The sequence below is a fragment of the Streptomyces sp. NPDC091649 genome (genome assembly GCF_044756785.1).
GTDB lineage: Bacteria > Actinomycetota > Actinomycetes > Streptomycetales > Streptomycetaceae > Streptomyces.
On record NZ_JBIVTR010000002.1, the window covers coordinates 125565 to 138742 of the forward strand.

General features: G+C 69.8%; 10 protein-coding genes. 2 read left to right on the top strand and 8 right to left on the bottom strand.

Going from position 1 to position 13178, the window contains the following annotated elements:
• Nucleotides 1-7: 7 nt before the first annotated feature.
• The 6 genes from ACIQMU_RS05845 to rplU form a co-directional block, all read right to left on the bottom strand.
• Entirely contained in the window at nucleotides 8-1246 is a 1239-nt protein-coding gene (locus tag ACIQMU_RS05845; RefSeq protein ID WP_352241479.1) for a glycosyltransferase family A protein, read from the bottom strand.
• Nucleotides 1247-1423: 177 nt separating this feature from the next.
• Nucleotides 1424-3547 (bottom strand): hypothetical protein, encoded by a 2124-nt coding sequence (locus ACIQMU_RS05850; RefSeq protein WP_402688417.1) that lies wholly within the window; start codon nucleotides 3545-3547, stop codon nucleotides 1424-1426.
• A 225-nt stretch (nucleotides 3548-3772) separates the two neighbouring features.
• Complete coding sequence (locus ACIQMU_RS05855; RefSeq protein ID WP_402688279.1) at nucleotides 3773-5272, bottom strand: SDR family NAD(P)-dependent oxidoreductase; 1500 nt, start codon at nucleotides 5270-5272, stop codon at nucleotides 3773-3775.
• Nucleotides 5273-5582: 310 nt separating this feature from the next.
• Nucleotides 5583-7019, bottom strand: a complete 1437-nt coding sequence (gene obgE / locus ACIQMU_RS05860; protein ID WP_352241481.1) for a GTPase ObgE — start codon at nucleotides 7017-7019, stop codon at nucleotides 5583-5585.
• A gap of 145 nt (nucleotides 7020-7164) precedes the next feature.
• Nucleotides 7165-7422, bottom strand: coding sequence for a 50S ribosomal protein L27 (gene rpmA, locus ACIQMU_RS05865; protein ID WP_006124388.1), 258 nt, complete (start codon nucleotides 7420-7422; stop codon nucleotides 7165-7167).
• Between the two features lie 14 nt (nucleotides 7423-7436).
• Entirely contained in the window at nucleotides 7437-7757 is a 321-nt protein-coding gene (rplU, locus tag ACIQMU_RS05870; protein WP_003969204.1) for a 50S ribosomal protein L21, read from the bottom strand.
• 299 nt (nucleotides 7758-8056) lie between these two features.
• Here rplU and ACIQMU_RS05875 point away from each other — a divergent pair, with 299 nt between their 5' ends.
• Together ACIQMU_RS05875 and wecB are read left to right on the top strand one after the other, a co-directional pair.
• Nucleotides 8057-8659 (top strand): acyltransferase, encoded by a 603-nt coding sequence (locus ACIQMU_RS05875; RefSeq protein ID WP_352241482.1) that lies wholly within the window; start codon nucleotides 8057-8059, stop codon nucleotides 8657-8659.
• A gap of 469 nt (nucleotides 8660-9128) precedes the next feature.
• On the top strand, nucleotides 9129-10223 hold the full coding sequence (wecB, locus tag ACIQMU_RS05880; protein ID WP_352241483.1) for a non-hydrolyzing UDP-N-acetylglucosamine 2-epimerase: 1095 nt from the start codon (nucleotides 9129-9131) through the stop codon (nucleotides 10221-10223).
• Nucleotides 10224-10309: 86 nt separating this feature from the next.
• Here the strand turns inward: wecB and ACIQMU_RS05885 are convergent, their stop codons facing one another.
• Nucleotides 10310-11866: a glycosyltransferase family 4 protein gene (locus ACIQMU_RS05885; RefSeq protein ID WP_352241484.1), complete on the bottom strand. Its 1557-nt coding sequence runs from the start codon at nucleotides 11864-11866 to the stop codon at nucleotides 10310-10312.
• 28 nt (nucleotides 11867-11894) lie between these two features.
• Complete coding sequence (locus ACIQMU_RS05890; protein ID WP_352241485.1) at nucleotides 11895-13178, bottom strand: nucleotide sugar dehydrogenase; 1284 nt, start codon at nucleotides 13176-13178, stop codon at nucleotides 11895-11897.

Sequence of the window (13178 nt, forward strand, 5' to 3'; positions counted from 1 at the left end):
GGCCCGGTCAGACGCGGTGTGCGCGGGGGGCGCGCAGGACGTTGAGCACGGTGCGGCGGGCCTTGCGGACCACGCGCCGGGCGAGGGAGGGGCGGGGCCGGTCGTGCGGCGCCTCGATCCGCCGTCCGGCGACCCATTCCGTGACGGTCACCTCGTAGGCCCGGTCGGGGAGCACGGAGCTCTCGCCGAAGTGGGGGTAGGCGAGGTGGGGGCGGGGCGGGTTCCCGCGGCGGACGATCTCGGGCTCCCTCCCGGCGCGCAGGAAGGCCGCGATGTCCAGGAGCAGGTCGAGCCGGCCCTCGGCGAGGCACATCAGCCGCAGTCGTTCGTTCACCTTGAGGTTGCGGCCGAGTTCCGGCGTCCAGTACGCCTTCATCAGGGGGGCGGCGAGCGCCATCTTCCGCTCGCGGACCTCGGCCTTCTGCTTCACCAGTCCGGGGCCGAACTGGGGCAGCAGCGTGATGACGAAGGGGCGCACCATCAGGGCGTCGCGCCGGGGGCCCGGGGGCACGTGCTCGGCGATGAGTCCCATCAGGGCGCGGGCCGAGTCGAAGCGGCGGCGGTAGCTGCCCTTCTTGGTCATCTGGTTGCGGTCCTCGCGGCCCACCAGGTAGTAGCAGGTGTAGTCGGCGACGACGGAGATGCCGTTGCCGCGGAGGTACGCCTCCATGGTGAACAGGGCGTCCTCGCCGGTCTTCAGCTTCTCGTCGAACGTCATGCCGAGGCGTACGAGGAGCTCGCGCCGGAACAGTTTCTGCGCGCTCAAGGTGAATTTGACGTTGGACGCATACAGGTCGGCGCGCTCGACGGTCTCTTTCCACATCGATTTCGCGGCGCCGCGGTTGACGCCGACGATCTTCCCGAGCACCACGTCCGTGCCGGCCCGGTCGCCCATGGAGACCATGCGTTCGAGGGCTTCCTCGCCGAAATAGTCGTCCGCGTCGAGAAAGAAGACGTACCGGCCGCGGGCGAGGCCGAGGCCGCGATTGCGCGGGCCGCTGGGCCCGCCGGAATTCTCCTGCCGGACGACTCTCATGGGAATGGCGGTCCGGGCGGCGAATTCCTCCAGGCAGGCGCCGGTGCCGTCGGTGGAGCCGTCGTCGACGGCGACGATCTCCATGCGGTGGGCGCCGATGGTCTGCGCCTCGACGGACTCCAGGCACCGGACCAGGTAGGGCATCGCGTCATAAGCTCCGATGATCACACTGACATCGGGCTCGTCGTTCTTCCTGGGCATGTCGGCCATGTGCACCTGTCGATTTGATCACGAAAGAAGGCAGATTGCCCGACTCTGCACGTTTTGTGCATCACTATGACGAACGACCCGTACATCCCTCCCTCAGGAGAGACGTACGGGTCGCGTCCGGGGTTGCCTGCTTTTCAGCCAGTTCGATCAGGTGTCCAGCACTCGCCTGTGCGGCCCTCAGCGCACGGACGAGGGCCCGTCGGTGAGAGTGGTCTCCGCCTCCGCAGCCGCCTCCGCCTCGGCCTCCGGGGCGGCCGGAGCGTCCGGGTCCGCCGTGGCGTCGGCCTCGGCCACCGCCAGGGGATCGCCGGCTCCGACCCCGCTGGTGACGGCCTCCTGGTCCGGCACCGCCACCGCCAGGTCGCCGAGCCGCTGGGCCACGCCCCGGTTACGGGCCTCGGCCTTGGCCGTCAGCGCCCGTACGGCGGCGTTGAACTGCTCCATGGAGGTCGGCTCGTCCGGACCCAGGAGGTAGGTCTTCAGCTCACGGCGGGCGTCCGCCAGCGTGTCGGCCCCCGGGTCGGCCACCGCGGCCAGCAGCGCGTCGATCTCCTCGGCCGTGTTGGAGAGGATGACCGCGGCGCGCACCGCGGTGTTCTGGCGCTTGAACTCCTCGGCCCCGAGCCCGGCCGAATCGGTGACGGCGTACGGCTTGCCGCTCGCGATGAAGTCGGAGACCACACTGGAGATGTCCGAGACCATGGCGTCGGACTCGTTGAAGCAGTCGTACAGCTTGGGCTGCGCGCCGGTCACCGTACGGTGCTCCCACCAGCCGAAGGAACGCCAGTAGGCGTCGTTCCACTCGGCACGCAGCCGCACGGTCTCCGCCTCACGGGCGGGGTCGGCCAGCGAGATCCGGGACTCCTCCGCGTCGTCGCCGCCCGCGCGGCCGGTGGCCGCGAGCTGGTCGAGCCGCGCTTCGATCCGGGCCAGCTCCGCCTTGGCGGCGCTCTGCCCGGCGGCGGCCGAGGACGCCTCCTTCACCCAGCGGGGTTCGGCGGCGCGCTCGGCGGCGGCCTTCTCCAGCATCGCCCGGATGCGGGCGTTGACGGCCTTGGCCTTGGCGCTGCGGATGCCGGTGAAGGGGTGCGGCTTGTAGACGATCCGGACCGGGTCGGCGGCCTTCAGCAGCCGGCGCACGATGTTCTCGCCCGCCAGCAGCAGGGATGTGTTGCCCGCGTTGTCGTCCCAGCCCTCCCAGGTGGGGGCGTACAGCACGGTCGGGATGGGGTTCTTGGCGGCGCCCGTCCAGGTCTTGATGGGCTCCAGCTGCGGACGGCCGACCTCGACGATGTCCTGGTCGAGGACGCCCACGTCGGCCAGCGCGTAGCGGTCGCGGCCGGCCCGGCCCGCGGTCCAGACCTCGTCGTAGACCTTGGAGTACGGGTTGACGCTGGCGAGCTTGTCGCTGTCGCCGTGGCCGATGAAGACGTGCTTCATCGTCGGGACCCGCAGGATGTGGATGTTCTTGCCGACGTTGGCCGGATACAGGCAGACCCGGACGGTCGAGAGGTCCAGGTTCATCAGGTGGGTGCCTGCCGGAACGCAGATGACGGGGACGGAGGTCTCGGACAGCTGGGGAACGAGGCCGCGCTCGCGCATGATGATCAGCGGGCGGCCCTCGACCCGGGCCATGGTCTCCAGCCACATGTTGCCCTGGTAGGCGGACTCGTTGGAGCCGGAGAAGTAGAGCACCACGGTCGGCTGGTAGTCGCGCAGCCAGTTGTCGACGGCCTTGAGCACGGCCGGCACCGGAGGCGCCAGCCGGCCTCGGCGCACGTACGGGACGAGCGCGAGGAGGTAGAGCACGGCCAGCAGCAGCGTCAGCCCGATGCCCGCATAGCCGATGACGTCATCGCCGGTTTCGGCGGCGATCAGGATGCCCGCCACGGCCGGGATGTCGAGGTGCAGCATCTTCTCGGCGGAGCGCCGCAGCAGCGCACCGGGCGGGGCGTCGGGGATGCGGACCGCGTGCAGGTCCACGTTCCGGGTGACGACCGGCATGGTGCGGCGCAGCCGGATGAGGGTCGTCAGGGCGCCGTGCGGCGCCTGGAGCCCGTAGAAGAGCAGGAAGCAGGCCACCGCCGAGTAGAACAGCGGCTGTTCGGCGAGATCCAGGCGGGCCAGCAGCAGGATGAGCATCAGCTGCCGCAGCAGGAATCGGATCGACAGCCCGGCCCGCACCTTGCCCAGGCGATTGACCAGGTAACTCCCCCGCTGGTGCAGGTACCAGTCGGCGACATACGTGACAGCGGCGGCCGCCGCGAAGAACCAGATGTGAGGAATGAGCGCGGCGAGCATGACGCAGGGATATCCCAGCCCCATCAACAACGCTGCCGCCAGTTCCGACCTGCTGCCCACACGGGCCAGGCGAATGGCTGTCGAGATCACGAGGAACCTGCTCCAGAGGGTGCTGGTTGATTCACGTATTGGCGGAAATGTGAAGGTGCGGATTCACGCATTCGGGCCTCTGTCATCGCACAAAGCGACAACAGAGGCCCGGAAAAGCACATTTGTCAAGAATTATTACACATCTGCTTGACGGTCCAGCACGGAGGCCAGCGCCTGCTCGAAGCCGGAGGATCCGGCGGCCCCCGCCGTCGGGTCCTGCTGCCGTACGTCGATGACGTGACCGGTCAGCGCGGAGAGCAGGACGTCCAGCGAGGTGCGCGCCACGGCCTCCGAGGAGAGCAGCGAGCCCTCGGGTTCCTGGCCGAACGCCTTGGTCCGCATCGGGGTGGCGGTGCGCTCGGGGTTCACGCAGTTGACCCGGATGCCCTCGCCCGCCCACTCGTCGGCGAGCGCCTGGGTGAGGTTGACCATGGCGGCCTTGGTGGAGGAGTAGAGGCTGTACTCGGCGCGGCCCCGGGTGTAGCTGCTGGAGGTGTAGAGCAGCAACTGCCCCTGGGTCTCGGCGAGGTACTTGTACGAGGCGCGGGCGATCTGGACGGGCGCCAGGTAGTTGACGTTCAGGGCTTCCTGGATCGTCGTGTTGTCGGTCTCGGCCAGCTTGCCGATGCGCAGCACGCCCGCGGTGTTGATGACGTAGTCGATCCGCCCGGTCTCGCCGTACGCCTTGGAGAGCGCGTCGTCCACGTGCTCCGGGTTCTCCACGTGCGTCCCGGTGGTGGAGCGGCCCAGCGCGTAGACGTTCGCGCCGTAGTTCTCGGCCAGCGACGCGATGTCGGCGCCGATGCCGTACGAGCCGCCGAAGACGACGAGGGTCTTGCCGGTGAGGAGCTCCCGGTAGGCGGCCTCGTCGGCCTGGCGCGGGGCCGCGGTGGAGGCCAGCTGGAAGAGCTTGTCCGTGATGAAGACGTCGACCGGCTGGGTCACCTTCATGTTGTACTCGTCGCCCGCGACCACGTAGATCGGCACGTCGGGGAGGTACTTGAGGACCACCGAACAGTCGTCGGTCGCCTGGAAGTTGGGATCGCCCGCCGCGACCTCGTACGCCCTGCGGATGGTGGAGAGCTTGAACGCCTGCGGCGTCTGGCCCCGGCGCAGGCGGGAGCGGTCGGGGACGTCGGTGATGAACTCGCCGTCGCCGCCGTGCGTGCGGGTCACGATGATCGTGTCGGCGGACGGGATAGCGACGTCGACGGCCTGGTAGCGGTCGAGGGCGTCCACACAGTCCTTGATCACACGCTGTGACAGCAGGGGGCGCACCGCGTCATGGAAGAGGACGTTGCGGTCCTCACCCTCGGCGAGGCCCTCGCCGAGGGCCGCGATGGCACGCTCGGTGGTCTCGTTGCGGGTGCTGCCGCCCTCGATGATCCGGGTGACCTTGGTCAGGCCGGCCTTCGCGACGATCTTCTCGACCTCGGGCACGAAACCGGGCGCCATCAGCACGATGACGTCGTCGATGCCCTCGGCGCTCTCGAAGACGGTCAGCGTGTGCTCGATGACGGCCTTGCCGGCGATCTTCAGCAACTGCTTGGGGATCGACAGGCCCACGCGCTGACCGGTCCCGCCGGCGAGCACGACCGCTGTGGTCCGGGGCTTGGCTTCATGCGGCACAGACACAGACGACCTACCTTGCTATGACGGGGGAACAGTGTGATGGTCGCACTCTCCGTGACCGTCTCGCAAGGTGGACATTGTCCGCCGCTCGTCCTGCGGATACCCGCAGTTCACCCTCTGGCCAGGGAGATTGGGCCCTTCCGGACGGTCGCCCGGGGTGACCGACCCCACAGATGTGTTGCTCAATCCGCACATCCGCGGCACGTGCACCCGGCGTGACCGGCGGAAACCGGTGTCGGAGCCCGGCCCGGACGCGCCGACGGCCCCGCTCCGGAGAGCCGGGCCGTCGGTCGTGCGGGCGTACCCCTCCCGGTCAGAAGGGGTCGAACTCGTCGTACTCCTTCTCCGCGTCGTCGCGCTCGGAGTCACGGTCCCGGCGGCGCTGCGCGGCGGGGCGCGGCTCCTCCAGGCGGTGGTCCTCGCCGCGGCGGCCGAGCATCTCGGCGCCGGCCGTCACGGTCGGCTCCCAGTCGAAGACGACCGCGTTCTCCTCGGGGCCGATCGCGACGCCGTCGCCGGCCCGGGCGCCCGCCTTCATCAGGGCGTCCTCGACGCCGAGGCGGTTGAGCCGGTCGGCGAGGTAGCCGACGGCCTCGTCGTTGTTGAAGTCGGTCTGGCGCACCCAGCGCTCGGGCTTCTCGCCGCGCACCCGGTAGATGCCCTCGTCGTCCAGGGTGACGGTGAAGCCCGCGTCGTCGACGGCCCTGGGTCGGATGACGATGCGGGTCGCCTCCTCCTTCGGCTTGGCGGCACGCGCCTCGGCGATGATCCCGGCGAGCGCGTAGGACAGCTCGTTGAGGCCCTTGTGCGCGATGGCGGAGACCTCGAAGACGCGGTAGCCGCGGGCCTCCAGGTCGGGACGGATCATGTCGGCGAGGTCCTGGCCGTCCGGGATGTCGACCTTGTTGAGGGCGACGATGCGGGGCCGGTTCTCCAGGCCGCCGTACAGCCGCAGCTCCTCCTCGATCATGTCGAGGTCGGAGACGGGGTCGCGGTCGGGCTCCGGGGTCGCGGTGTCCAGGACGTGCACGAGCACGGAGCAGCGCTCGACGTGCCGCAGGAACTCCAGGCCGAGGCCCTTGCCCTGGCTGGCGCCGGGGATGAGCCCGGGGACGTCCGCGATGGTGTAGACGGTCGAGCCGGCGGTGACGACGCCGAGGTTCGGCACGAGGGTGGTGAACGGGTAGTCCGCGATCTTCGGCTTGGCCGCGGAGAGCACCGAGATCAGCGAGGACTTGCCCGCGCTCGGGTACCCCACGAGGGCCACGTCGGCGACGGTCTTGAGCTCCAGGACGACGTCCCGGCTCTCCCCCGGCTCGCCGAGCAGCGCGAAGCCCGGAGCCTTGCGGCGGGCCGAGGCCAGCGCCGCGTTGCCGAGACCGCCGCGACCGCCCTGTCCGGCCACGAAGGTGGTGCCCTGGCCGATGAGGTCGGCGAGCACGTTCCCGGCCTTGTCGAGGACCACGGTGCCGTCGGGGACGGGCAGGACCAGGTCCTGGCCGTCCTTGCCGGAGCGGTTGTCGCCGGCGCCGGGCTGGCCGTTGGTGGCCTTGCGGTGGGGGCTGTGGTGGTAGTCCAGCAGCGTGGTCACGGACTGCTCGACGACGAGGATCACATCGCCGCCCCGTCCGCCGTTGCCCCCGTCGGGGCCTCCCAGCGGCTTGAACTTCTCACGGTGGACGGAGGCGCAGCCGTGGCCTCCGTTACCCGCGGCGGCATGCAGCTCGACGCGGTCCACGAAGGTGGTCATGGTTGGTGCCTCCAGGTACAGCAGGAAAATACGGGATTGTCTCTGTCGTAACACGCCGAGGGCGGACCCGCTTCCCCGTTCGCCGGGAAAGCTGAGATCCGCCCTCGGAAGGTGCTGTGTGACGTTCTGCGCGCGCTGAGAAGGATCAGACGGCGAGCGGAACGATGTTCACGACCTTGCGGCCACGGTGCGTACCGAACTCCACCGCACCGGCGGTCAGCGCGAACAGCGTGTCGTCGCCGCCACGGCCGACGCCCGCGCCGGGGTGGAAGTGGGTGCCGCGCTGGCGGACCAGGATCTCACCGGCGTTGACGGCCTGACCGCCGAAGCGCTTCACGCCGAGCCGCTGAGCATTGGAATCGCGCCCGTTCCGAGTGGAAGATGCGCCCTTCTTGTGTGCCATGTGTTCTCAGTCCCTTACTTCGCAGCCGCGGGGATACCGGTGACCTTGATCGCCGTGTACTGCTGGCGGTGACCCTGGCGACGGCGGTAGCCGGTCTTGTTCTTGTAGCGAAGGATGTCGATCTTCGCGCCCTTGTGGTGGTCCACGATCTCGGCCGTGACCTTGATCCCGTCCAGCACCCACGGGTCGCTGGTGACCGCGTCACCGTCGACAACGAGCAGGGTCGAGAGCTCGACCGTGTCGCCAACCTTGGCAGTGGAAATCTTGTCAACCTCAACGATGTCGCCGACAGCTACCTTGTGCTGGCGACCACCGCTGCGCACGATGGCGTACACGCGGATCTCTCTCTCGCTCGGATCGGATCCCCTGATGCCAGCCGCTCGCACGGGCCGGGGCCCGAGTCGATCCGGAAGGATGAGCGGCCTCTCCTGGCGGACGGCGCGAACACCGACCGTTACCGGGAGGGATGTGCTCAGGGGTAGGCGCATTGAAGAAACACACCGAGGGTCAAGGTTACGGGGCGGGGGTGTGGGGGTCAAACCCGGTGCCGGCCGGAGACGTACCTCCGGCCGGAGCGGCGGCGGGCGGCCCGCCTTATGCTTTCCGGGCGCATCAGCTCTCCGAAAGGCATGCCGTGAACTACAGGGTCCAGCCCACCGCCCAGGTCGACGAGACCGCCGAGATCGGGGCCGGCTCCAGCGTCTGGGAGCTGGCGCAGATCCGCGAGGGGGCCAGGCTCGGCGAGGGCTGCGTCGTCGGCCGCGGCGCGTACGTCGGCACCGGGGTCCGCATCGGCGACAACGTGAAGCTGCAGAACTACGCCCTCGTGTACGAGCCCGCCGAGCTGGGCGACGGCGTCTTCGTCGGCCCCGCCGTCGTCCTCACCAACGATCACAACCCCCGCTCCGTGGACCCGGACGGCAAGCAGAAGCGCGGCGGCGACTGGGAGGCCGTCGGCGTCAAGGTCGCCGAGGGCGCGTCGCTCGGTGCGCGCTCGGTCTGCGTCGCGCCGGTCCGTATCGGCCGGTGGGCGATGGTCGCGGCCGGCGCCGTGGTCACCAAGGACGTCCCGGACTTCGGCCTCGTCGTCGGCGTACCCGCCCGGCGGATCGGATGGGTCGGCCGCAGCGGGGTCCGGCTGGTGGCACGCGAGGGCGAGCCGGGGGTGTGGGAGTGCCCGCAGAGCGGAGCGCTGTACGAGGAGAGGGACGGCGCACTCGAAGAGGCACAGGGCTGAGCCACACGCCTGTCCCCTTCCGTTCGCAGGGCCAGTTCCCGTTTCGCAGGGGCCAGTTCCCGTCGCCGGGGCAGTGAAGGCCATGTGACATGTTGGGACAGGTGCGGCAGAAAGCCCTTCGTCCGGCCCGGGGGGCGTGTCGTGTGCCGGACCCCGGCGCGTCCCCACCTCCACGAAGCCGGGTCGACGCTCTGATGGGCGTGTTCGGCGCATCGGTGGGAGGTCTCGAAACCGTCGGCGTCTGGGTCACGACACCGGTGCCGAGTCCGGCCCTGGCCGCGATTGCTTACCATTGGCCGGAACATCCACTCGAACGTCTGCTCCGCGGCCGGGGTCCTGGCGGGTCCGCCCACAACCCTCGCGCGGAGCAATCCGTCTATGCGGGTGCCGGGGGCTTCCCGTCACGTTCGTGAACCTGGCGGGAAGCCCCCGTACCTCCACGTCAAACGACTGAGAAGAAGAGCGTGCAATGAAAGTCATCAGCATCGTAGGCGCCCGCCCCCAGTTGGTGAAGCTGGCTCCTGTCGCGGCAGCGTTCGCTCAGACAGATCACCAGCACGTCATCGTCCACACCGGACAGCACTACGACGCAGACCTTTCCGATGTCTTCTTCTCCGGACTCGGCATCCCCGACCCCGATGTGCATCTCGGCGTCGGCTCCGGAAGCCACGGGGTGCAGACGGGTTCGGTGCTTTCCGCCCTGGACCCGGTACTGGAAGCGGAACAGCCCGACTGGGTCCTGGTGTACGGGGACACCAACTCCACGATCGCCGGGGCTCTTTCGGCGGTCAAGCAGCACCTTCCCGTCGCTCACCTCGAAGCCGGCCTCCGATCGTTCAACCGCCGGATGCCCGAGGAACACAACCGGGTGCTGACGGACCACTGCGCCGACCTGCTGCTGGCGCCGACCGAGGAGGCCATGCGCCACCTCGCCGCCGAGGGCCTCGCCGAGAGGTCAGCGCTGGCCGGCGACGTGATGGTCGACATCTGCCTGCGGATCCGGGACGCCGTACTCGCGGGCGAGCACCCGGCTCCGGCGCTGCCCGAAGGCATCGACCCCGCCGAGCCGTTCCTGCTCGCGACCCTGCACCGTCCGGACAACACGGACGACCCCGAACGGCTGTCCGCCATCATCGGGGCGCTGGCCTCATTGCCGGTGCCGGTGGCGCTGCTGGCACACCCCCGGCTCACGGCCCGGGCCGCGCAGCACGGCATCGACTTGGCGCAGGGCTCCGTCCACGTCGGCCGCCCGCTGCCGTACGCCGGACTCGTCGCCGCCGTCCTGGCCTCGTCCGGTGTGGTGACGGACTCCGGCGGGCTCCAGAAGGAGGCGTTCCTGCTGGACCGCGTCTGCACGACCATCCGGCCGGAGACCGAGTGGGTCGAGACTCTGGAGGACGGCTGGAATCACCTCGTCCCCGACCCCCACGCGATGGCCCCCGCCGAGTGGGCCGCCCTGGCCGCCCGCCCCGCGCCGCAGGCCGAACGCGGCACCCCGTACGGCGACGGCACGGCCGCCCAGCGCGTCGTCAAGCTCATGGAACAGGCCGCCCGCCGCGCCTGAGCGGTGAAACGCTGAAGGGCTCATCCGCTGCCGTGGATGAGCCCTTCACCGTTACGGCCGGTCGGTGCTGCCGACGGCCGCGGTGATCAGTCGAGATCCTTCAGCAGCCGCTCGTACAGGACGACGTACTTCTCCGCCTGAGCTTCCCAGCTCCACTCGTCGAGCATGCCGGGCCGGTCGTACGCGGCGGTGTAGCGGTCCCGGTCGTTGAGGACCATGCCGACGGCGCGCGCCAGGTCCTTGCTGTCCTCGGAGCGGAAGATCTCGCCGTTGCCGACGCGGGTGACCTCGTCGGACATGGCCTTGACGTCGCTGACCACCACGGGCAGCCGCGCCTGCATGAACTCGAAGAACTTCGTGCTCAGCGCGACCTCGTGGTTGACCGGGCCCTTGCGCAGCGGGTGAATGCCGACGTCCGCGGTGGACAGGAACCGCACCAGCACGTCGTACGGAACGTACGGCATGAGGTGGACGCGGTCCGCGACCCCGATCTCGGCAGCGAGCGCCCGCAGGGAGTTCACGTAGTCGCCGTCGAGATTGTTGATCATGAACGCCGCGTGCACGTCGGGCGCGTACTGCAGTGATTCCACGATGGTGTGCAGGCACCGCTGAGGCGCCGCCCCTCCGCAGTAGACGGCCAGAGGGACGTCCGGTTCCAGGCCGCACGCCTCACGGACGTCGCGCGCGCCGTCGGCCGTGGTCCATACCTCGCCGTCGCCCGCCTCCTCCGGCACCAGCTTCGGCGGTGCGTTGAGGGTCACCACCGGCCGCTCGGCGAGACCGTGCGCCTTCTCCAGCATCTCCGCCAGGGCGGGGGAGACCGTCACGACCGCGTCCACGAACCCGATGTGCTCACGCTCGTAGGCGACCTGCGAGGCCAGCCACTTCCGCGAGCGCTTGGCCTGCGCCAGGCCGGGCACGAACTCGTGCGCGTCGTAGAGGACCTTGACCTTCCGGCCGGACCGGCGGGCGCGGACCGCCGCGCGGGCCGCGACGCCGATCATCCGGAAGTCATGGGCGTGGATCAGGTCGGGCTGGAGTTCCTCTATCTTGTCGCGGTAGCTGAGCTCGTAGCGCAGCGGCAGCGGGTCGAGCCGGCGCCAGGCCCGGTCTCCCATGGCCGTGCTCCAGAAACGCCGCTCGACCTCCTCCCAGGCTCCGTCCTGGTCGCCCCAGCTCTCGGTGCGGGCTTTCGTCTGCCGCGTCCGGACCTTGATCGTGGTGCGCCGGATCTTCCCGGCCGCGCGCTGGGCGAGCAGCGGCAGCTGCTTGGTGTTCGGCTCCTTGGAGATACCGGTGCGCGCGTCGACCGCGGCCTTGTTCGTCTCTAGTTCGGCCCAGATGACCTTGATGCTCTGGGTCTTGAGCAACGCCCGGTCCTGGCTGGGGTAGGACAGGGGGTAGCGGAGTTTGGACATCCGCCGCCTGAGCGTCTTGCGCGGGGGCAGCCGCCTCAGTTTGAGCCGGTGGATCTGGGCGTCGCCGATCAGATAGCTGTCAGGCCGGGAAGAGGGCGCCCGACCGATGAGGTGGACCTCCCACCCCGCTTCCGCCATGGCTCGTGCGCTCTTCTGCACACGTGAGTCACCATCGATGGTGTTGTCGACGAGCATCACGACTCGTCCGGGGCGTCCTTCTGGCATGGCTTCCTTTTTCTCTGAAGACGGGCGTTCAGCCACCGATGACGACCCGGCGTACGCCCGCCCAGTTGGCCGGGTCCGTGGTGCGGCGGCCGTCGACCAGGACGCGGACGTCCGGGAGGTCGGCGGCGGCCAGCTCGCGGTACTCGGCGTGGTCGGCCTGGAGGATCGCGGCGGTGACGGCCTGGTGCTCGTGCGGGACGAGGCCGAGGGCGGTCAGCTCCTCGGGGGTGTACATCGGGTCCGAGACGAACGGCATCGCACCGCGCGCCTTGAGGGCCTCGACGACGCCGAAGACGCCGGAGAACGCGGTCTCCTTGACGCCGCCGCGGTAGGCCGCGCCCAGCACCAGGACCCCGGCGCCGTCCAGGTCGCCGTAGGCGGCGGCCAGCAGGTCGACGGCGTACGCGGGCATCGCGGCGTTGGCCTCGCGGGCCGAGCGCACCACGGTCGCCTCCGGGTCGTTCCACAGGTACATCCGCGGGTAGATCGGGATGCAGTGGCCGCCGACGGCGATGCCGGGCTGGTGGATGTGGCTGTAGGGCTGGCTGTTGCAGGCCGCGATGACCTTCTTGACGTCGATGTCGTGCTGGTCGGCGAACCGGGCGAACTGGTTGGCCAGGCCGATGTTGACGTCGCGGTAGGTCGTCTCGGCGAGCTTCGCCAGCTCGGACGCCTCCGCGGTGCCGAGGTCCCAGACGCCGTTGGGGCGGGGCAGGTCCTCGCGCTCGTCGAAGTCGAGGACGGCCTCGTAGAAGGCGACGCCGCGCTCGGCGGACGCCTCGTCGATGCCGCCGACGAGCTTGGGGTAGCGGCGCAGGTCGGCGAAGACCCGGCCGGTGAGCACCCGCTCCGGGGAGAAGACCAGGTGGAAGTCCTCGCCGGGGGTCAGGCCCGAGCCCTCGGCCAGCATCGGCGCCCAGCGGGTGCGGGTGGTGCCGACCGGCAGCGTGGTCTCGTAGCTGACCAGCGTGCCGGGCTTGAGGCCCGCCGCGATGGCCTTGGTGGCGGCGTCCATCCAGCCGAAGTCGGGGGTGCCCTCGGCGTCCACGAAGAGCGGGACGACGACCACGACGGCGTCGGACGCGGCGACCGCGGCCGTGGTGTCCGTCGTGGCGGAGAGCAGACCGGCGCCGACGGTCTCCTTGAGCTTGGCATCGAGGTCGTGCTCACCGGGGAACGGCTCGGTGGCCGCGTTGACGAGTTCGACGACCTTCTCGTTGACGTCCGCGCCGATGACCTTGTGGCCCTTGACGGCGAACTGCACGGCGAGCGGAAGCCCGATCTTGCCGAGCGCGACTACACAGATGTTCAT

What these genes read in the sequence shown, in the direction of transcription:
- ACIQMU_RS05845 (WP_352241479.1), bottom strand. Translation starts at nt 1,246, where the DNA reads ATGGCCGACATGCCCAGGAAGAACGACGAGCCCGATGTCAGTGTGATC.
- ACIQMU_RS05890 (WP_352241485.1), bottom strand. Translation starts at nt 13,178, where the DNA reads ATGAACATCTGTGTAGTCGCGCTCGGCAAGATCGGGCTTCCGCTCGCC.
- rpmA (WP_006124388.1), bottom strand. Translation starts at nt 7,422, where the DNA reads ATGGCACACAAGAAGGGCGCATCTTCCACTCGGAACGGGCGCGATTCC.
- wecB (WP_352241483.1), top strand. Translation starts at nt 9,129, where the DNA reads ATGAAAGTCATCAGCATCGTAGGCGCCCGCCCCCAGTTGGTGAAGCTG.
- ACIQMU_RS05850 (WP_402688417.1), bottom strand. Translation starts at nt 3,547, where the DNA reads ATGCTCGCCGCGCTCATTCCTCACATCTGGTTCTTCGCGGCGGCCGCC.
- ACIQMU_RS05885 (WP_352241484.1), bottom strand. Translation starts at nt 11,866, where the DNA reads ATGCCAGAAGGACGCCCCGGACGAGTCGTGATGCTCGTCGACAACACC.
- obgE (WP_352241481.1), bottom strand. Translation starts at nt 7,019, where the DNA reads ATGACCACCTTCGTGGACCGCGTCGAGCTGCATGCCGCCGCGGGTAAC.